Here is a 19,326-nt window from a genome sequence, read left to right as displayed (position 1 = left end):
TTTTTGCCCACGCAAAAACACCTCCGTTGTAAGTACTTTTTACAAGTGTACCACTTCGAAGGTGTTTTATATTGTCTCAAAAATTTAGGTTAGCCCAGAAAGGGATTCCCTTTCCTCACTTTTTTTATTCTATTTTATTAAGCATCCGTAAACCGTTTAATATAACTAATATCGTACTTCCTTCGTGTCCGATGACACCAAGAGGCAAATCCACTACTTGCATGAAGTTTGCGATAATAAGGATCGAGATAACAGCTATCGAGAAGAATACATTTTGTTTAACGATTCGTTGCATTTTTCTTGAAAGCTTAATTGCATATGACAAGCGATTCAAGTCGTTTTGCATGAGTACAACATCAGCTGTCTCCAACGCTACATCTGTACCTTCACCCATCGCGATGCCGGAAGTGGCAGTAGCAAGAGCTGGAGCATCATTGATTCCATCTCCCACCATGCCGACCGTACCGTGCTCTTTCAATAGTTGCTTAAGCTGAACCACTTTCTCCTCAGGTAGACATTCAGCTACGTAGGAATCCACACCTACTTCGTTTGCGATTGCATGTGCAGTCTTTTCATTATCACCAGTTAACATGACTGTACGAAGCCCTAGAGATTGCAGTGATTTAATTGCAGAAATAGCTTCTTTTCGTAATGTATCCTGTAAAGCAGCTAGCGCTACAATTCCTTGTTCATCTCTCATAAAGATGACAGTTTTACCTTCATTCGCAAGTGATACTGCCACATTGTCCTGAAATTCTTCCACTAACTCTTCGCCAACAAATTTCGGTTTACCGATTAGAATTTCGCCGTGATCTGTCTCAGCTTTAATACCAAATCCAGGAACGTCTTCAATATGAAGATTACGTTCAGGTTCTACACCATGCTCTGTAGCGTAATGGATAATTGCTTTTGCCAATGGGTGATTGGACAGTGATTCTGCACCTGCAAATAAAGCGAGTGCCTCTTTCATATCAGTACCTTCACGAACAATGAAATCCATTACAATTGGTTTCCCATTCGTCAAAGTACCCGTTTTGTCAAAAGCGAATGCTTGTAATGTACTCAAGTGTTCTAAGTGAATACCACCTTTAAATAATACCCCTTTTCTAGCACCGTTAGAAACAGCCGCTAATGTAGCGGGCATAATCGAAGCCATCAATGCACAAGGGGAGGCGACGACTAGCAAGACTATCGCACGGTAGAAGGAGGTAGTCCAGTCCCAGTTAAATAAGAAGTGGGGAAGAAACATCATGATGACAACTGCTGCCAGCACAATCTTTACATAAGATCCTTCAAAGCGCTCGATAAATTGTTGAGAAGGAGACTTCTCGCTTTGTGCGTTTTGCACCATCGTTATAATCTTTTGGAATAACGTTTCAGAACTTGGTTTGGTCATTGTCATGCGGATCGCACCACTAATATTAACTGTTCCTGCAAATAATTCATCATTTTCTCGCTTCGTCACTGGGATAGATTCACCGTTGATTGCTGACATATCAATCGAAGTGACGCCGCTTAAGATTTCACCGTCAACGGGAATTCGTTCACCAGGTTTAACTAACAATATAGATCCAATCGATAAAGAGTCTGTGGATACTTTTTTCTCGCTGCCATCTTCAAGTAGTAGCCATGCTTCTTCTGGCTGCAATTCCATCAAAGACGATATTTCATTATGACTTTTATTGAGCGTATAGGTTTCTAGCGCCCCACTAATTGCAAAGATAAAAATCAGGATTGCGCCTTCAGCCCAGTATCCGATAATTCCTGAACCAATAGCCGCGAAGATCATGAGCATTTCGACGTTCAGTTCTTTGTTTTTTATCGTTTCTTCAATACCTTCCTTGGCTTTAGCGTAACCTCCAATCAGAAACGCTATAATGTACAGTGTGATGGAAAAGGATTCTGTACCGTTTTTCCCTAAAATCCATGCAGCAAGAATGATAATTCCAGATAATATAGCCGCAATCAATTCCAGACGTGCAGACCAGTCAATCGTCTGTTCCGGTTGTTCTTTTGTAAGTGTTGTCATGTATTCTCCTCCTAATTGATAATGAATTTCAATTTCAAAGTCCTTATTAAAGCAGTAAAGTCGACTCTACAGTAGTAGAATCGACTTTTCTGGCATCAAAATAGAATGAATATGAAGTTATAATAGTTATTATCTACAGTATATCATTTCTCAATGAGAAGTGTTACTTAAATGGCTAATTAATGAAAATCGGGCTAAAAGTTATAAGGGTAAGGCTTGCATTAGTGTTGAGGAGGGGATTTGCGCTCTAGGCAAACGCGTCCGCCTGGAATGCAGCGTAACGGTTCATCTATCTTCAACACCTATTCAAGCCAATCTATTTATTCACATAAAAAAGCAGCGAATGATGGTTCTCATTCGCTGCTTGCTTATTAGTTGAATACTTTTTCCTTAAACTGAGAGAGCTTTTCAAGAGATGACTTGTCGATGTCAGCATGCAGGCTGTTACCGTGAGAGTCCATCGTTACGACTGCAGTGAAGTCCTCTACGCGTAAATGCCAGAGCGCTTCTGGAATACCGAACTCCAGCAAGTCGACGCCCTCTACCTCTTTAATACAGTCAGCATAATACTGCGCTGCACCGCCGATACCATTCAAGTACACGCCGCCATGCTCTTTAAGAGCCGCAAGTGTTTTAGGTCCCATTCCGCCTTTACCGATCACCGCGCGGATACCGAACTTCTTCATGATATCACCTTGGTACGGTTCTTCACGCATAGAAGTCGTAGGTCCCGCTGCTTTGATCTCATACTTACCTTCATCATTCTTAAGAACAACCGGTCCGCAGTGATAGATGACTTGACCATACAAATCAACTGGTGCATCGTTATCCATTAAATGCTTATGGATTGCATCGCGACCTGTGTACATACGGCCTGAAATTTTTACCACGTCGCCAACATGAAGGTCGCGAACGTCTTCTTCTGAAATAGGCGCTTGCAAGTGTACAATACGTGCAGTGGATTTTGCTTCTTCAGCTGGCTGTTCGAATGCAATTTTCTCGCCTTCATTATAGTGCCAATCCATGATTTCACCAGTTTTGGCATTAATGTTCACTGCCATACGGCGATATGCCCAGCAGTTATACGCTACAGAAACGTAGAAGCTTGCAGGAATACGGTGCATGACACCGATTTTACATCCTAGTAATGTTGCTTCGCCACCGAAGCCCATTGTCCCGATACCAAGAAGATTGGCTTTTTCTAATACGTATTCTTCCAATTGTGCAAGTTCAGGAATTGGATTAACGTCTGTTACGTCACGGAAAAGTTGTTCTTTCGCAAGGTCATATCCAGATGAACGATCGCCGCCGATTCCAACACCGATAAATCCAGCAGAACAACCTTGTCCTTGTGCCTGGTAAACCGAGTGAAGGATACATTTACGAATGCCGTCCAAATCGCGTCCTGCACGGCCAAGTCCTTCTAATTCAGTAGGGAGGCTGTATTGGATGTTTTTGTTTTCACACCCGCCACCTTTTAAGATTAACTTTACTTCTATATAATCTTCTTCCCATTGTTCAAACTTTACGACAGGTAGGCCGGTTCCTAAGTTATTGCCGCTATTATCGCCAGTTAATGAATCTACAGCGTTCGGACGGAGCTTTCCTTTTTTTGTAGCTAACTCCAAAGCGCGTACAATAGCCGCTTTGATTTCCAATTGGTTTACTCCAATTGGTGTTTTGATCTTGAATGTAGGAAGGCCTGTATCCTGACAAATTGGAGATAGTTTATCATCTGCCATATTGATATTATTTGCGATCGTATCCAAACTCATTGCAGCGCTTGTTCCTTTATTCTCTTTTTCCTTTGCGGAAAGGATTGCGCGTCTAACGTCTTTTGGTAGGTTTGTGGACGTTTCGCAAACCAGTTCATATATACTCTTCTCAATTGTCTCTATGTACATCTCAAAATCCCCCGTTAGTATATGTTATTTTTTTGAACTATCCATCTGTTCTTCCAATTCATCAAGTAACAAAATTAGACGATCTATATCTTGGAGGTCCGTGTGTTCAGGTTCAATCGCTTCTAATGTTTCAATGAATTGATTGAATCGATTCTTCAGTTCGACGACTTGTTCGTTATTTTGTGAGTGATCCATACGTACACCTCTTTCTATCATTGATATCGTATACGAAAACACTATTTTTTTCAATCTGATTTTGTTGTGCGTGCAGTAAACAGCAAAATAAAAGAAAATATAAAATTGTTTATTAAAATACTTTACAATTAACAGAATAGTTGGTATAGTAAGTTTAATCAAAAGAAAAGGAGGTCGTAGTTATAGAGACGAATCGAATCCTAGACACATAACAACGAAGGAGGGGATCCGTAACAATCCAACATCGAAGAACACGTTGGATAACTACGAATGTAAACATGCAAACTGAAGATGAATCAAATAATTAGAGACCTTATCTGTTGGTAGTGAACATACAGATAAGGTCTCTTATTTATTGTGTAATCGCATTTCCTTTTTCATATTCTTTCACTAACTGATCGAGTGAGTGGAATTTATAGCCTTGCTTCTTGGCATCACGAATGAAATCGGGGAGTGCCTCTGCGTTATCAGGAGATACGGTATGCATTAGAATGACAGCACCCGGGTGTAATTGATTCATCAATTCGTTATAGGCATACGCTTTTCCTTTACGTTGATCCCGATGCCAATCAATGAATGCGACGGACCAGAAAATATGCCTATACCCGAGGTCATTTCCTTTTTGCAGTAACTTTGCATTGAATGTCCCCTCTGGCGGCCTCGTATAGATCGTCCTTTTTTGACCAGTAGTAGCATATACAATTTCATCTAACCTCTTCCACTCATCTTCCATCTGCTTCTCAGTTAAGTTCGCCATGTTCGGGTGGTCATATGAATGATTTCCGATGCCATGACCATCTTTCACCATGCGTTTTACTAAGTCACTGGCGCTTTTTACATAATGCCCAGTCAAGAAAAATGTGGCGGGTGCTTTCTCTTTTTTTAGTGTATCTAAAATGCTTTCAGTGTAGCCATTTTCATATCCATTGTCGAATGTTAGATAAACGACTTTTTTATCTTCTTTTCCTTTATAGATTGCACCGTGATCATCAAGCAATTTATCCAGTTCTGCTCCTGCAGAAGGGGGAACTCCTTCTGTGGCCTTTTTAAACCCCCAATGGAAAGCTTCTGCTTGTACAGTGAAAGGGTTCATTATAACTCCCACAATTAGCAGACAAGATGCCAGTAAAATTCCTGACAAATGATGAGTCATTAAGCATCACTCCTTTTTACTAAGCATGTGCTAATCGGCTCTTTGTATGTAATGAAAACGAAAAAATGTTTGTCAAAACGAAAAAACGTTTTAACAAACATTGGACATCATTTTAACAGATTTTCAAGTGCCGGTCGTAATGAAGGGTAAGAAAAGATAAATCCGTTAGCCAGTAGCTTTTCCGGTAATACATGCTGACCTTGCAAAACAACGATACTTTTTTCTCCTAATGCTGCTTTCATTGCAAAACTTGGAACTGGGAACCAGTGCGGACGATGCAATACTTTGCCGATCGTTTTTCCGAAAGCATTCATATGCATCGGACTCGGTGCAACTACGTTAACGGGACCTTCCACGTCATCATTCTCTATTAAGAAGAGAATAGCATTGGCTAGGTCTTCAACATGCACCCACGAAAACCATTGATTGCCTGAACCAATTTTTCCACCGGCAAATAATTGATAAGGCAGCTTAATAAGTGGAAGTGCGCCGCCGTCTTTACCGAGTACAATGCCGAATCGCGTATATACAGTACGTACACCCATTTCATTTGATTGTCCAGCAAGCTCTTCCCAATCATGTACGGTTTTGGCTAGAAAATCGTCACCGACTGCAGTGGAATCTTCCGTATATTCAGCAGTAAGCGACGTAGGATAAATGCCGATTGCACTTGCATTTACTAAGACTCGGGGCTTCTCAGGAAGTGTTCGTATAATACGCAACACTTCTTGTGTAGCAGTGATTCGGCTATCATAAATTTGTTTTTTTCGCTCTTCAGACCAACGACCGTCATCAATGGACACTCCTGCTAAATTGACGAAAGCATCTACACGACCCACTTCATTCTCGGGCGCTGCGTGATCTGTCAACCATTGAACATAGTGAACTCCATTATGTTTCGATGAAGGCTTGCGCGTGAAGATGACTACTTCATGACCTTTTTCTTTCAACTTCTCAGTTAAGATCGTACCAATGAATCCAGTTCCTCCTGTAATAACTACTCTCATAATAGATTCCCTCCATTCTCTTGAAAATTAATACACTATTGCTGACCACCAAGGTAAGAAGCGGTATACTAAGATAAAGTAGGTGATGGAAACGTGCCGCTTATTACCAAAATATCACAACAAAAACGAGATAGCGAACGTTACAATATTTTCCTTGATGATCAATATGCATTTAGTGTCCATGAAACAGTCCTAGTGAAATTTGAACTCACAAAAGGGATGGAATTAGACGATTGGTCTAAGGATGAAATTGTTTATTCAGACCAAATTGAAAAGGCATTTAATCGTGCGTTACACTTTTTATCATTCCGAATGCGGAGTGAAATGGAAGTCAAAAAGAAATTACTTGAAAAAGAGTATGGAGAAGCGGTTGTTCTAGAAGCTATCGTGAAATTAAAACGACTTGGCTTTTTGAATGATGAAGCATTTTCGGAAGCTCTTGTTCGTACAGAAAAAAATAGCACGTTAAAAGGTCCGAGAGCAATTCAGCAATCTCTCTATAAAAAAGGTATACCCAAAGAACTGCAAACTCAAGCATTGGAGGAATATACAATGGAAGATCAAATGGCTAATGCCATGAAGTTGGCCGAAAAGACGATTCGTTCGAATAATTCACAGCCTCCTGCACAAGTAAAGCAAAAAATACAAAACACATTGGCTAGAAAAGGATTTTCTTATCAACAAATTTCGGAAGTTCTAAGCAATGTGACAATCGAACGTGATGAAGAAGAGTGGTCCGATATCACGTCTGCATTTGGTGAGAAAGCGTGGAGACGATACCAAAGCAAATACTCAGGATCCGATCTTAGACAACGCGTGAAGCAATCTATGTATCAAAAAGGAATTCCGCTCAGTCAAATCGATCAATTTATTGAACAGAAAAGGAATGAAGAAGATGGATACTGAAAAACATTATAGTGAGATGAATGAAAACGAACTGCGTAGTGAAGTCGCTAACCTAATGGAGAAAGCACGTAAGGCTGAACAAATGGGGATGATTAGTGAATATGCAGTTCACCAAAGAAAAGCGGTTCTTGTACAGTCATATCTTGTAGATCCGGCTACTATTAAGCCGGGCGAGATGTACCGTATTGAAGGAGACGATGGGGTCTTTTTTCAAGTGGACTACCTCAAAGGGTTGTTCGCATGGGGGTATCGCTTAGGCGGTGAGAAAGCCGAAGAAGCATTGCCACTTGCTATGTTGAAAAATATAAAAAGCGGAAAATAAACAGAAAAAGAGCGCTCGTGCACTATGCACGAACGTTCTTTAGTTATTTGGGGCGAAATTAAGCTTTTTACGCAACTTTTCTTCTGAGAAGATCCAGCCTGTATAAGAATTGACTACTTCTAAGTCTTCATTGACGTGTGCGACTGCAACGAATGGGTAGTAACCCTTGCTTCGATAACGCAGATCAATTAAACGAACTTCATAAATATGTCCTTTTTCCGAAATCGACCAGCGATAAAGCGGCGAAAACGAAGTGAAAGCTTGCATGTTCGGATCTTCCAGTGCTACTTCAACTTGAGGCGACATCGGCATCACTTCGCGCTCAAATCGTTCGTAAATTGTAATAGACCGTCCGTATGCTCGTCCTACATAATGGTCAACATCTGTCGTGGCAGCAACTCGCCACTGGAAGAAGTTCATCGTAGGTGCAGTGAATATATGCGTCGCGTTTGGAATCGTCTTCTTGACTGCGTTCTTCACTGCGCTCTTCACTGCAAAGCGCAATAGGTAATAGAAGAAGATGACGATATATAATGTGGACATCGTGAAGACAGGGTCTGCGCCGAGCACCCATGCCAGGATTGCTATTACATGGAGTCCAAATATAATCGGGTCAAATGTATTAATGACTCCTATGGCTACCCATTTATGAGAAAAAGGGCGAAGAGCTTGTGTACCATATGAGTTGAAAATATCAACAAATACATGTGTGAACACAGCTAAAAATGTCCAAGCCCAGACGTGAAAGAAAATTGATTCAGGAACAATGAAAGTCAATAGTATGGAAATTAGCAAAGGCCACAGCATAATAGCTGGAACCGAATGCGTAATACCACGGTGATTACTTAAATAGACAGCATTGTTACGAAGCTTCAATACCGTGTCTATATCGGGAATTAGTGAACCGACCATAATACCTGCAAATACGGCGCCCATTGTGGCTGGTTCAGTTGCTACAGTTGAATCAGCAAGAGCCAATCCACTAATCGCAACACCCATAGCAATATGTGTGCCTGTATCCAAATTATCACTCCTTTATCCGAAGAGTTATATACTACTTATAATTATATACCCTTTATCATCATAACTAAAAGTATTTACATGAAGAAGCGAGGTCCATATGCAAATTATTGAACGAAAGAAAGCATTTCAAGATGCGTTATTGACTTGGTATGAAGCCGAAAAACGAGACTTGCCCTGGAGGAGGACCGATAATCCATATTATATTTGGATTTCGGAAGTTATGTTACAACAGACCAGAGTAGATACTGTCATACCGTATTACGAACGTTTCATTAAAAAGTTTCCCACGATGCAAGATCTTTCAGATGCACCAGAAGAAGATATATTAAAAATGTGGGAAGGACTAGGATATTACTCTAGAGTGCGCAACCTTCAATCGGGTGTGAGAGAAGTCGTTGAAACTTATGGCGGGAAAGTTCCTAATAACCGAAAAGAAATTTCTACATTAAAAGGAGTCGGTCCATACACGGCAGGTGCCATCTTAAGTATTGCCTATGGGGTACCTGAACATGCAGTAGACGGAAATGTCATGCGTGTATTGTCGAGAATTTTATTAATTGAAGAAGATATCGCATTGCCACGTAATAAAAAGTTATTTGAACAAGCTGTGATGGAGTTAATTTCAGAGGAGGATCCATCTTCCTTTAACCAAGCGCTCATGGAATTGGGCGCAACCATATGTACGCCGAATCCACATTGTTTATTATGCCCAGTTAGAGATTTTTGTATCGCTTTCGAAGAAGGAAAACAACAGCAATTACCAATTAAGATAAAAAAGCAGAAAATGAAGCATGTTAAGTTAGCTGCTTTCGCGATTCAAAATGGAGACGGCAATTGGTTGTTGCAGAAACGCCAAAGCACGGGACTGCTTGCTAGTCTTTGGGAATTTCCAATGATCGAACTTCAAGAATTTTCTGCAGTGGAAGCATTTGAAAAAGAGAAAGGATTGAAGTTAAAAAACCTTCAAGAGTTACCGCATGTCCATCACGTGTTTTCCCATATCACATGGGATATTCATGTATATCGTGCACAATTGGAAGAGGAACATACAGAAGGTGATTTGCAGTTCTTCACTAAACAAGAAGTTGAAGCGCTGCCAAAGTCAAAACCTGTCCTAAAAATTATCGACTTGCTGGAATGGTGAAAACTTTATAAATCTCCGTGAATAAAAGTCCGACTTACAGGACATCATAGTCAGTACGGAGGTGAATAATCCATGCAAAAGAAACCAAAACAAAATTCACAGCTAGACCCATCTATGACAGATGCGAACCAAGTGAAGAAACAAAATGCGCAATCATCGATGAATCAAGAGTTCGCTTCCGAGACGGACGTTAATCAAGTTCGTCAGCAAAACGCGCAGTCTGCGATGAACATGCAGTCTTCTTCATCCGCGATGCAGTCCTCTATGAACGAGGAGTTCGGATCTGAGACAGATGTCAATGAAGTGAAGAAACAAATCAACAAAGCAGAAGCAAACAAACAAAAAGCTTCAGGAGCACGTGCGAACCAATATAAAGGTTCAAACTAAGCGTGGTCATCACGGACCGGTAGAAAAGGCTATTATAAGCCATTTCTACCGGTTTTCTTGCGTAAAAAAACATGCTGTGGACCTATTGTATTCAATCATTTACAAAATAGATGGTTGAATCGTTTTAAATTTAGGAAAGCTGTTGGTATAATGAACAGATAGCAAGAGCGGCAAGGCTCAAAGGTGGTATAAAAAATGGCAATCCCAAAAGAAGGAGAAACTGTACAGATACACAGCTACAAACATAACGGCAAAATTCACCGTGTCTGGCAAGAGACACTCGTATTAAAAGGCACACGCAATATTATTATCGGCGGTAATGAACGCACACTTGTGACAGAATCCGATGGTCGCACTTGGCTGACACGTGAGCCATCCATCTGCTACTTTCATGCGGAAAATTGGTTTAACATCATTTGTATGCTACGTGAAGATGGTGTCTACTATTATGTCAACATGAGTTCACCATTCGTTTACGATGAAAAGTACTTAAAGTATATTGATTATGACTTGGACGTAAAAGTGTTTCCTGATATGAGCTATTTGATTCTTGATGAAGACGAATATGCAGATCATAAGCGTCAAATGAATTATCCGGAAGTCATAGATTTAATCTTGCAGGATAACTTAAAGAAGCTTCTTGGCTGGATCAAACAACGAAAAGGTCCATTTGCTCCCGATTTCATTGATGTGTGGACTTCACGTTATGAATTTTATAAGCAAATCCAAGAAGAACAAAGCTAGACCTGCTTGCATCCGTGCAAGTCAGGTTTTTTTAGTAGGAGGAACTAAATGGGCGAAAGTATTAAACGTTATCTTCAATTCGTAAAGCCATATAACTGGCAAATTGTTCTCACTGTTCTTATTGGTGTCGTAAAGTTTGCCATTCCGTTGTTTTTACCATTATTAATTAAAATTGTGATTGATGATATCATCGGTTCGCCGACGTTAAGTGACTCCGATAAAACACAGCAATTATTTTATTGGCTCGGCGGCACGATCATTGTGTTCTTCTTGATCCGTCCGCCGGTGGAATATTATCGTCAATACTATGCACAGTTAGTTAGTAATAAAATTTTGTTCGATATCCGCAAATCGCTTTATAGTCATTTGCAAAAGCTTGGATTGCGCTTCTATTCTAATACACGTGCAGGTGAAGTGATATCGCGAGTCATCAATGACGTAGAGCAGACAAAAAACTTCGTCATGATTGGTTTGATGAACGTCTGGCTAGACATAGCTACCATCATTATTGCAATTGCCATCATGTTGACATTAGATGTGGAGTTAACACTCGTCACATTGCTCGCATTTCCGTTTTATGCATTCAGTGTCAAGCATTTCTTCGGTAAATTGCGTCAGTTAACACGTAAACGATCCCAGGCACTTGCTGATGTACAAAGTTATTTGCATGAGCGTGTGGCGGGAGTCAGTATTATTAAGAGCTTTGCAATCGAAGAAAAAGAGCAGGAACGTTTTGATGAAGTGAACAATAAATTCCTTGACCGGGCAATTGAACATACACGCTGGAATGCCAAAGCGTTTGCTGTCGTCAATACGATTACCGATGTGGCTCCGTTACTCGTTATTGGCTATGCGGGCTACCAAGTAATCAACGGATCATTAACTGTCGGAACGATGGTCGCTTTCATCGCATTCATAGAAAGACTGTACTCGCCATTACGTCGATTAGTTAACTCATCTACTTCATTGACGCAATCATTTGCATCAATGGACAGAGTACTGGACTTAATGAATGAAAAATATGACGTTGTCGATAAAGAGGATGCAAAAGCATTGCCATCAATTGCTGGAGAAATCCAATTTGATTGTGTCAGCTTTGCATATGAAGAAGAGGAAGTACTGAAAAATATTAGCTTGAGGATAAGCCCAGGCGAAACAGCTGCTCTAGTTGGTATGAGTGGTGGTGGGAAATCCACTATTATCAGTTTGATTCCGAGATTTTACGATGTAACGTCGGGAGCTATTCGTATCGACGGTCATGATATCCGTGACGTACAGGTTAAGTCGCTTCGTGATCAGATCGGTATGGTACTTCAAGATTCAATTCTGTTCAGCGATTCTGTCAAAAGTAATATTTTGATGGGGAAGCCAGATGCGACAGATGAAGAAGTCATTGCTGCAGCAAAAGCAGCAAATGCGCATGATTTTATTGAAACACTGAGTGAAGGATATGATACAAGAGTAGGAGAGCGCGGCGTGAAGTTGTCGGGTGGACAGAAACAACGTATCTCCATTGCCCGCGTCTTCCTGAAGAACCCGGCATTGCTCATCTTGGATGAAGCAACATCTGCCTTGGATTTGGAAAGTGAAGCGCTCATCCAAGATTCATTGGAACGCTTGGCGCATGATCGTACTACACTAATCGTTGCCCATCGATTATCTACTATTACACATGCAGATTGTATTTATGTGATAGACCACGGAGACTTAAAAGAGTCAGGTACCCACCAGGAATTGATGAAGCTAAACGGTACATACGCTGGTTTATACAATCGTCAGGAACTTGGGGGATAATGAGAAGAGGCAACATGGAGAGGATCAGCGTGATTCCTATAACGAAAATCCGAAATATTTAGCAACTGAAATTCAATTATTTATTTAAACAAAAACGGCACAAGACTATAAAAGTCTTGTGCCGTTTTATTAATAGAATTCATCTTCTAAAATATTCTCTTCATCTTCATATCGTGTTTGATAAGAAGTGATCAACGTATCGAGATGCTCCAGCTGTTCTTCGTAATTCAGGATGGAAGAAAGTACATGAAGTAAGTGATAAGAAGAAAACTCTTCTTCTTCATTGGTAATGGCAATTTCTTTCACGAAAATATTCATCACTTCTTGTCGCTGAATAAACTCACTATGTGTTTCATCCTCGTCGAAATCAGCTTTTAGCTTACCAACGAATTTCAGATGAAGCTGTTCATGGTAAACGAGTAGTGACTCTAGACGCTCCTGAATCATCATACGAAAATGCTCTGGAAGATTGATGAGTTCATTTTCAAACTTGTGCAGCCTTTTCAGGACGTCATAACTACTTCTAGTTGTAGCGACCATTTGCCGATAGACAACAAGCCGTCTCGCTTTTGCAGCAGAAGTTTTCTTGAAATAGCTACGCTCTTCTTTAAATAATAAGTACAGCTGATCAATTTGTATCAGACGTTCCTTTAACTTACTCAACGATTTCTTCATAGCTGTGTGTTCAGAAACTTGACGACCAGCTAGACGCGTCCAACGAATAATCTCGTCCTGTGCTTGGTGAATCGCCTGAAACAGTTTCGTTTCATATTTCGGTGGCATAAAGACTAGGTTCACAATGAATGCTGCTAGTACACCTACCAAAATTGTACCTACACGAAGAAGGGCGAATGTTAAGAAGGCATCATCTTTAACTTCCATTACTGCAATCATCGTGACGAGTGCGAGTGACATAGACTTTTCTAGGCCTAGTTTCAACATGATCGTCATGACGATGACGGCTGCCAAACCGACAATTATTAATTGAGGCCCAAAGATGAGTGTGAATAAGACTGCTATAGTGGCACCGATTAAATTACCTTGCAGTTGTTCTACTATTGTTAAGTAGGATCTGTAAATAGAGGGTTGGATTGCGAAAATAGCTGCAATACCTGCGAACACTGCTGTAGGTAAATCTAGTAAATTTGCGATAAACAGAGCAAATACAATCGCAATACCCGTCTTAAAGACGCGGGCACCAAGTTTCATTGGGTAATTCCTTTCCTAAAAGCTCTTTTATGCTTACTTTACAATATACGCATAAAACGGTCAATTGTTCTATTTCAAAGTGCTTTAAATGCGCGATCTACTGCTTCAAGTGTTTCGTTTATATCGGATTCTGTATGAGCAGAAGTTAAGAACCAAGCTTCATACTTAGATGGTGCCAAATTGATACCGTTTTTCAGCATTTCTTTAAAGAAACGACCAAAGATTTCTCCGTCTGTTGCTTCAGCTTGCTTGTAGTTTTCCACTTTGACTTCCGTGAAGAACAGTGTAAGTGCGCCTCCGAGACGATTGATCGTCAATGGGATAGTGTGTTTTTTAGCCAGTTTCAGAATACCATCTTCAAGTAAACCACCTAAGCGATCCATTTCTTCATAGATACCTGGTTCTTGCAATACTTCTAGACAAGCAATTCCTGAAAGCATGGATGCAGGATTTCCAGCCATTGTTCCTGCTTGATAGGCAGGGCCGAGTGGAGCAACTTGTTCCATAATTTCTTTTTTACCGCCATAAGCACCAATTGGTAAGCCGCCGCCGATAATCTTTCCGAATGCTGTTAAATCTGGTTGTAGTCCAAGTAACGTCTGTGCCGCACCATAATGAAAACGGAACGCTGTAATGACCTCATCGTAGATAGTCAACACACCTTGTTCTTTAGCTAACTCATGAACGAGTTCCAAGAACCCTTCATTCGGCTCGACGATTCCAAAGTTCCCGACAATGGGTTCGATTAGAATACAAGCAAGTTCATCGCCCCATTGCTTCATTGCTGCTTTATAGCTTTCAGGATCATTAAATGGAATGGTGATGACTTCTTTCGCGATAGAAGAAGGGACACCTGCAGAATCGGGCGTGCCTAATGTAGCAGGACCAGATCCAGCAGCTACTAATACAAGATCAGAGTGACCGTGATAGCAACCTGCGAACTTCATAATCTTTGTACGGCCAGTAAAAGCTCTTGCTACACGAATAGTTGTCATAACAGCTTCTGTTCCGGAGTTTACGAAGCGAACTTTGTCCATTCCTGGAATTGCTTCTTTTAACATTTTAGCAAATTGTACTTCATGGCGTGTAGGTGTGCCGTAGAGTACCCCTGTTTCCGCAGCCTTCGTAATAGCTTTTGTTATGTGAGGATGTGCGTGACCTGTAATGATCGGGCCGTATGCTCCCAAGTAGTCAATATAGCGATTACCATCTACATCATAGAAATAAGCGCCTTCTGCACGCTCCATGACAGTAGGTGCACCACCGCCAACCGCTCCGTAAGCTCGGGCTGGGCTGTTGACGCCACCCACAATATGTTCACATGCTTCTGCGTAGAGTGCTTCTGAATTTTTTCGGTTCATTAGTTAATTCCTCCAAATCAATTATACGTTATCCATTTTAGCATTAATTAGAGTGAAGTCTCCACCTTCAGTGTGAAGTATAGGTAAATTGTAAAATTCAAATACTTCCGATACGATAAGTATGGAGAGATTGAAATGTACTATTTGTTTTTATAAGTTAGAGGAGGATTATCAATGGAAAAATTAGAAGGAAAACAAGCACCTGCATTCTCGTTAGCGAATGAAAATGGCGACATGGTTTCATTAAATCAATTCAAAGGGAAAAAATATGTAGTGTTGTATTTTTATCCGAAAGACTCAACACCTGGCTGTACGACGGAGGCTTGTGATTTTCGTGATGCGCAAGCAGATTTTGAAGGGTTGAATGCAGTAGTGCTAGGTGTCAGTCCTGATCACGCAGCTTCTCACCAAAAGTTTATCGCGAAGCACGGCTTGCCATTTTCTTTACTTGTAGATGAAGATCATTCGGTAGCTGAACAGTATGGAGTTTGGAAGCTAAAGAAGAACTTCGGTAAAGAGTATATGGGAATAGAACGATCTACATTCCTGATTGATCCTACAGGTACAGTAGTAAAAGAATGGCGGAAAGTTCGCGTGAAAGGTCATGTAGAAGATGCGCTCGCGACACTCGAGCAACTGACGAAATAGGAGGTGGACAGATGAAGATATTGTTCACATTTAAGATTAAAACCTCATTTAAACAGCAGTTGAAAGAGAAATATCCGAATGTCGATTTTATATACACAACAAATATAGATGAAGTGGCATTAGGAGATATAGAAGTAATCGTGACAGATGGCGGGGATTTAAAATCAGGACATGTCGAAAAAGCTACTGAATTGAAATGGGTCATGGTTGCGGCTGTAGGAGTCGATACATTGCCGATTGAAGCGCTACAAGCACGAAAAATTCTAGTCACTAATTCGCATGGAGTTCATAAAATGCCATTAGCCGAATCTGTACTGGCTCATTTATTATCCCTTGAAAGAGGGTTGCCGGGCATTTATAAAAGAGAGGCTGAGAAGAACTGGGAGCTGGACTCTTTACCAGGTGAAGTGAATCACTCCACTGCCTTAATAGTAGGAACAGGTGCGATAGGAGGAGAAATCGGGAGGCTTCTGCAGGCGTTTCATGTACGTACAATTGGATGTAACCGTTCAGGGCATGCAAGTCCTCATATGAATGAAACGATTCCTTTAGATGATATCCTCGAGGAACTACCTCAAGTCGATTATGTGATTTCTATATTGCCGAGCACACCTCAAACGCGATGGATTTATCAACCAGAGCATTTCCGCGCAATGAAGGAGACAGCTGTCTTTATGAATGTGGGTAGGGGAGACGCAGTGAAAGAGCAGTATGTGTTGGACGCGTTAAAACATAATGAAATTCGTCATGCGGTACTTGACTTCTTTGAAACAGAGCCTTTACCTAAGGATAGTCCATTTTGGGAATTGCCGAACTGTACGGTATCTCCTCATATGTCTAGTCTTTCTGATCAATACATTGAACGCTCCTTAGATATCATGGATATTAATCTTGAAAAATGGGTGGCGGGAGATCAAGATCTCATCAACCAAGTAGATTTGGCAAAAGGCTACTAATATAGTGTTATCGGCAGAATAGTTGACAATACACCCCATAGTTGAGTAAACTAATTATAATGATTATAAAGAAGTAATCCTTATGAAGTGAGGTGCATTACGATGCCTGGAGTGTTCTTAAAAGACGCGTTAGTGACATTGAAAGAAAGTGGTGTGAGAATTACTCCGCAACGACATGCGATTCTCGAGTATTTAATCACATCCCATTCACATCCAACTGCTGATGAAATCTATAAAGCGCTAGAAGAAGATTTTCCTAATATGAGTGTGGCGACAGTTTATAACAACTTGCGTGTATTCCAAAACTCTGGATTAGTAAAAGAGTTGACATACGGAGATGCGTCAAGTCGTTTTGATTTCGTGACACATGATCATTATCATATTATTTGTGACGATTGCGGTAAGATTGTAGATTTCTACCATCCCGGTCTGGAAGAAGTAGAACATCTTGCAGCGCATGTAACGGGTTTTCAAGTAAATTCACATCGTTTAGAAGTGTATGGAACTTGTCCTGACTGCGCAGCAGCAAAACAAACCCAAGCTAAATAAAAGAGTGTAGCTCCTAATGGGCTACACTCTTTTATTTTGTATTATTTTTCGTGCTTCACTTTTTTATTATATGCGATGTCGAAATCTTTTCCTTCAAGACTTGGGTCGAGTGTTAATGGCTCGCGGCAATGTCCGCACATATCAACACGTCCGAGCACTTTAGTATGTTTACCACAATTCGGACATTGTACTCGTATGGCTCGTGTCGACAAGGTACCGATCCACGCATATACCACTGTACTACCGATAATAGCAAGCATTCCCAAGAACATAAAGATTAACATGACAATTTCATTGGAACGGAAAAAGATTCCGATGTACATAATGACAACTCCAATGAAAATAAGTGCCAAGGCAAATGATCGAATACGATTTATTTTATTTTTGTAAGGCTTCATCTTAAGTTTCCTCCTAACGCTATCCTCACTTAATATATCATATTATTATGTAAATGCAGTACAAACTCCCTTTAAAATAAAGGATTTTATGTGAAATTCGTCGAAATAGAGTATTCGAGACGTCCTATAAAAAGCTGGGAGGCGAGAAAGTGGAACAAATGCTACGGCCAGTGTACCAAGAAAGAGCTAGTTTACCTGAGACATTAAGCGTGCTCCTAATTGGCAATCAAAGAGAAGACGACCCGATCACGGATACTTTTGATGAGATCTTATTTATTATTACCTCAAACAATGAAATACCCATTCAGACAAAACACTATACTGATGGTAAACGTAAAGCAGCTATGCATATCATTAGCGAACGACAACTAACGCATTGGTTGCTCGTAGGAACTAACAAGAAAATCATTGATTGGCTCATCCTCGGGAAAGTATTTTTTGACCGTGATGAATATGCGGAACGGCTGAAAGAACGCTTATCCGAAGAACCGTTGTTTGGTAGGGGCATTAAAATGGGAATGGAAATGGCTAAAATGATTCGCGCTTATAATGAAGGGAAAATTCATTTCGAAAGAAAACAACATATGGACTCCTATCTGTACGCGATCAATACATTGCACCACCTGGCTAGGTTCGTTGCAGTTAAACGCAACGTTTTACCGGAAAATACAGTCTGGACACAAATGAAAAAAATAGATCCAGCTGTTTTTAAGTTATATGAAGAACTGATAGGCAGTGAAGAGGAAATAGAGAAGCGTTTAGATTTAGTGTTCTTGGCAAGTGAGTTCTTCATCCATAACTATACAAATGAAGCGGCGGTACATTTGTTAGCAATCATGAGGGAAAAGGAATCATGGACCGTCCAGCAATTGCACGAACAGGACGAGTTAGCGTTGTATTCCTCGGATTTAGAGTTCTTTATCGAATATTTAGTGGATAAGAATCTAATCGAAATTACACAAGTACCTTCTAAAAATGAGTTGCTATTCCATAGAGAGTACCGTATTATAAGGGCTCGGTAGCTGTCGTAGAGCGATTCTACGATCGCTCTATAACTTTTATTGAAATAGTTGTTGACTTATTCTTTGGCGTCATGTTATTATAGTAAATGTCGCTTGGGAGAAACGTTCTAACAACGCGCACAACACATTCGAAAAAAGAATTTTAAAAAAGACTTGACGAATGAAAGCAAGATGAGTTATATTAGAGAAGTTGCTTTTACAAGAAGCAAAAAACACGAACCTTGAAAACTGAACAGCAAAACGTTAACGAAATACAGTTTGCGCATCTAACGATGACACAAACAAAATGAGTATCTTAATTGATGCCAGCAAATGAAACTCGAGCTAATCGAATTTTCATCTACTGGGCGTCGAGTCGTAGTGAAGTGCTAGGAAGTGATCGAGCGAAGGAGGGAGCGTACTTACGTACGTGACCGACTGAGCGAGTGAAACTGACGACGCAATTCGCTGCGAATCGGCGGTCAGTATTATGGAGAGTTTGATCCTGGCTCAGGACGAACGCTGGCGGCATGCCTAATACATGCAAGTCGAGCGAACTGTTGGAAGCTTGCTTCCTTCAGTTAGCGGCGGACGGG

At 40.6% G+C, this 19,326-nt stretch carries 19 protein-coding genes and 1 rRNA gene; 11 read left to right on the top strand and 9 right to left on the bottom strand.

Translation table 11 applies throughout. From position 1 onward, the window contains the following. Window positions 1-124: 124 nt before the first annotated feature. The 5 genes from H605_RS0116765 to H605_RS0116740 form a co-directional block, all read right to left on the bottom strand. Complete coding sequence (locus tag H605_RS0116765; protein WP_029055245.1) at window positions 125-2,029, bottom strand: heavy metal translocating P-type ATPase; 1,905 nt, start codon at window positions 2,027-2,029, stop codon at window positions 125-127. A gap of 371 nt (window positions 2,030-2,400) precedes the next feature. Then, a complete protein-coding gene (locus tag H605_RS0116755; RefSeq protein ID WP_029055244.1) occupies window positions 2,401-3,933 on the bottom strand; it encodes a fumarate hydratase in 1,533 nt (510 codons plus the stop codon). 24 nt (window positions 3,934-3,957) lie between these two features. Then, on the bottom strand, window positions 3,958-4,128 hold the full coding sequence (locus H605_RS19170) for an SE1561 family protein (protein WP_169535199.1): 171 nt from the start codon (window positions 4,126-4,128) through the stop codon (window positions 3,958-3,960). A gap of 352 nt (window positions 4,129-4,480) precedes the next feature. Next, window positions 4,481-5,281: a delta-lactam-biosynthetic de-N-acetylase gene (gene pdaA / locus H605_RS0116745; RefSeq protein ID WP_029055243.1), complete on the bottom strand. Its 801-nt coding sequence runs from the start codon at window positions 5,279-5,281 to the stop codon at window positions 4,481-4,483. Window positions 5,282-5,388: 107 nt separating this feature from the next. Beyond that, on the bottom strand, window positions 5,389-6,288 hold the full coding sequence (locus H605_RS0116740; RefSeq protein ID WP_029055242.1) for a TIGR01777 family oxidoreductase: 900 nt from the start codon (window positions 6,286-6,288) through the stop codon (window positions 5,389-5,391). Between the two features lie 93 nt (window positions 6,289-6,381). On the opposite strand from H605_RS0116740, the gene recX reads away from it, so the two are divergent. Together recX and H605_RS0116730 are read left to right on the top strand one after the other, a co-directional pair. Beyond that, on the top strand, window positions 6,382-7,194 hold the full coding sequence (recX, locus tag H605_RS0116735; protein ID WP_029055241.1) for a recombination regulator RecX: 813 nt from the start codon (window positions 6,382-6,384) through the stop codon (window positions 7,192-7,194). Further along, window positions 7,184-7,516: a YfhH family protein gene (locus H605_RS0116730; protein WP_029055240.1), complete on the top strand. Its 333-nt coding sequence runs from the start codon at window positions 7,184-7,186 to the stop codon at window positions 7,514-7,516. Before recX ends, H605_RS0116730 begins: the two co-directional genes overlap by 11 nt. Window positions 7,517-7,555: 39 nt before the next feature. Here H605_RS0116730 and H605_RS0116725 read toward each other — a convergent pair whose 3' ends face one another. Next, complete coding sequence (locus H605_RS0116725; RefSeq protein ID WP_029055239.1) at window positions 7,556-8,539, bottom strand: metal-dependent hydrolase; 984 nt, start codon at window positions 8,537-8,539, stop codon at window positions 7,556-7,558. Window positions 8,540-8,636: 97 nt separating this feature from the next. Between H605_RS0116725 and mutY the strand changes: the two genes are divergently transcribed. From mutY to H605_RS0116705, 4 genes are all read left to right on the top strand, one after another. Continuing rightward, window positions 8,637-9,683 (top strand): A/G-specific adenine glycosylase, encoded by a 1,047-nt coding sequence (gene mutY / locus H605_RS0116720; RefSeq protein ID WP_029055238.1) that lies wholly within the window; start codon window positions 8,637-8,639, stop codon window positions 9,681-9,683. A 72-nt stretch (window positions 9,684-9,755) separates the two neighbouring features. Beyond that, on the top strand, window positions 9,756-10,070 hold the full coding sequence (locus H605_RS0116715) for a gamma-type small acid-soluble spore protein (RefSeq protein ID WP_037562327.1): 315 nt from the start codon (window positions 9,756-9,758) through the stop codon (window positions 10,068-10,070). A gap of 195 nt (window positions 10,071-10,265) precedes the next feature. Then, complete coding sequence (ntdP, locus tag H605_RS0116710) at window positions 10,266-10,814, top strand: nucleoside tri-diphosphate phosphatase (RefSeq protein WP_029055236.1); 549 nt, start codon at window positions 10,266-10,268, stop codon at window positions 10,812-10,814. Between the two features lie 48 nt (window positions 10,815-10,862). Next, window positions 10,863-12,608, top strand: a complete 1,746-nt coding sequence (locus H605_RS0116705; protein ID WP_029055235.1) for an ABC transporter ATP-binding protein — start codon at window positions 10,863-10,865, stop codon at window positions 12,606-12,608. A 129-nt stretch (window positions 12,609-12,737) separates the two neighbouring features. On the opposite strand, the gene H605_RS0116700 is transcribed toward H605_RS0116705, so the two are convergent. Both H605_RS0116700 and H605_RS0116695 read right to left on the bottom strand, forming a co-directional pair. Further along, on the bottom strand, window positions 12,738-13,817 hold the full coding sequence (locus H605_RS0116700) for an FUSC family protein (protein WP_029055234.1): 1,080 nt from the start codon (window positions 13,815-13,817) through the stop codon (window positions 12,738-12,740). A gap of 74 nt (window positions 13,818-13,891) precedes the next feature. Continuing rightward, entirely contained in the window at window positions 13,892-15,178 is a 1,287-nt protein-coding gene (locus H605_RS0116695; protein ID WP_029055233.1) for a glutamate-1-semialdehyde 2,1-aminomutase, read from the bottom strand. Between the two features lie 174 nt (window positions 15,179-15,352). Here H605_RS0116695 and bcp point away from each other — a divergent pair, with 174 nt between their 5' ends. The 3 genes from bcp to perR all read left to right on the top strand — a co-directional run bounded on the left by bcp (window position 15,353) and on the right by perR (window position 17,331). Then, complete coding sequence (bcp, locus tag H605_RS0116690; RefSeq protein WP_029055232.1) at window positions 15,353-15,826, top strand: thioredoxin-dependent thiol peroxidase; 474 nt, start codon at window positions 15,353-15,355, stop codon at window positions 15,824-15,826. 11 nt (window positions 15,827-15,837) lie between these two features. Beyond that, window positions 15,838-16,782 carry a D-2-hydroxyacid dehydrogenase gene (locus H605_RS0116685; RefSeq protein WP_029055231.1) on the top strand — a complete coding sequence of 315 codons (945 nt, stop codon included), beginning with the start codon at window positions 15,838-15,840 and terminating at the stop codon, window positions 16,780-16,782. Window positions 16,783-16,884: 102 nt separating this feature from the next. After that, a complete protein-coding gene (gene perR / locus H605_RS0116680; protein WP_029055230.1) occupies window positions 16,885-17,331 on the top strand; it encodes a peroxide-responsive transcriptional repressor PerR in 447 nt (148 codons plus the stop codon). 41 nt (window positions 17,332-17,372) lie between these two features. Here perR and H605_RS0116675 read toward each other — a convergent pair whose 3' ends face one another. Further along, complete coding sequence (locus H605_RS0116675; protein ID WP_029055229.1) at window positions 17,373-17,729, bottom strand: YgzB family protein; 357 nt, start codon at window positions 17,727-17,729, stop codon at window positions 17,373-17,375. Window positions 17,730-17,887: 158 nt separating this feature from the next. Between H605_RS0116675 and H605_RS0116670 the strand changes: the two genes are divergently transcribed. Both H605_RS0116670 and H605_RS0116665 read left to right on the top strand, forming a co-directional pair. Beyond that, the gene (locus tag H605_RS0116670) at window positions 17,888-18,751 is read left to right on the top strand and encodes a nucleotidyltransferase-like protein (RefSeq protein WP_335695481.1); all 864 of its coding nucleotides are present in this window, start codon (window positions 17,888-17,890) and stop codon (window positions 18,749-18,751) included. Window positions 18,752-19,217: 466 nt separating this feature from the next. After that, a 16S ribosomal RNA gene (locus H605_RS0116665) occupies window positions 19,218-19,326 on the top strand; the annotation flags it as partial.

The sequence above is a fragment of the Sporosarcina ureae DSM 2281 genome (assembly GCF_000425545.1).
Lineage (GTDB): Bacteria > Bacillota > Bacilli > Bacillales_A > Planococcaceae > Sporosarcina > Sporosarcina ureae.
Note: the sequence above shows the minus strand (reverse complement) of the source record. Positions and strands in the feature narration are given on the sequence as shown.

Coding starts and splice junctions, on each gene's coding strand:
- H605_RS0116755 (WP_029055244.1), bottom strand. CDS start 3,933: ATGTACATAGAGACAATTGAGAAGAGTATATATGAACTGGTTTGCGAA.
- H605_RS0116675 (WP_029055229.1), bottom strand. CDS start 17,729: ATGAAGCCTTACAAAAATAAAATAAATCGTATTCGATCATTTGCCTTG.
- perR (WP_029055230.1), top strand. CDS start 16,885: ATGCCTGGAGTGTTCTTAAAAGACGCGTTAGTGACATTGAAAGAAAGT.
- H605_RS0116730 (WP_029055240.1), top strand. CDS start 7,184: ATGGATACTGAAAAACATTATAGTGAGATGAATGAAAACGAACTGCGT.
- H605_RS0116700 (WP_029055234.1), bottom strand. CDS start 13,817: ATGAAACTTGGTGCCCGCGTCTTTAAGACGGGTATTGCGATTGTATTT.
- H605_RS0116670 (WP_335695481.1), top strand. CDS start 17,888: ATGCTACGGCCAGTGTACCAAGAAAGAGCTAGTTTACCTGAGACATTA.
- bcp (WP_029055232.1), top strand. CDS start 15,353: ATGGAAAAATTAGAAGGAAAACAAGCACCTGCATTCTCGTTAGCGAAT.
- H605_RS19170 (WP_169535199.1), bottom strand. CDS start 4,128: ATGGATCACTCACAAAATAACGAACAAGTCGTCGAACTGAAGAATCGA.
- H605_RS0116695 (WP_029055233.1), bottom strand. CDS start 15,178: ATGAACCGAAAAAATTCAGAAGCACTCTACGCAGAAGCATGTGAACAT.
- ntdP (WP_029055236.1), top strand. CDS start 10,266: ATGGCAATCCCAAAAGAAGGAGAAACTGTACAGATACACAGCTACAAA.
- H605_RS0116765 (WP_029055245.1), bottom strand. CDS start 2,029: ATGACAACACTTACAAAAGAACAACCGGAACAGACGATTGACTGGTCT.
- pdaA (WP_029055243.1), bottom strand. CDS start 5,281: ATGACTCATCATTTGTCAGGAATTTTACTGGCATCTTGTCTGCTAATT.
- H605_RS0116740 (WP_029055242.1), bottom strand. CDS start 6,288: ATGAGAGTAGTTATTACAGGAGGAACTGGATTCATTGGTACGATCTTA.
- H605_RS0116685 (WP_029055231.1), top strand. CDS start 15,838: ATGAAGATATTGTTCACATTTAAGATTAAAACCTCATTTAAACAGCAG.
- H605_RS0116715 (WP_037562327.1), top strand. CDS start 9,756: ATGCAAAAGAAACCAAAACAAAATTCACAGCTAGACCCATCTATGACA.
- H605_RS0116705 (WP_029055235.1), top strand. CDS start 10,863: ATGGGCGAAAGTATTAAACGTTATCTTCAATTCGTAAAGCCATATAAC.
- mutY (WP_029055238.1), top strand. CDS start 8,637: ATGCAAATTATTGAACGAAAGAAAGCATTTCAAGATGCGTTATTGACT.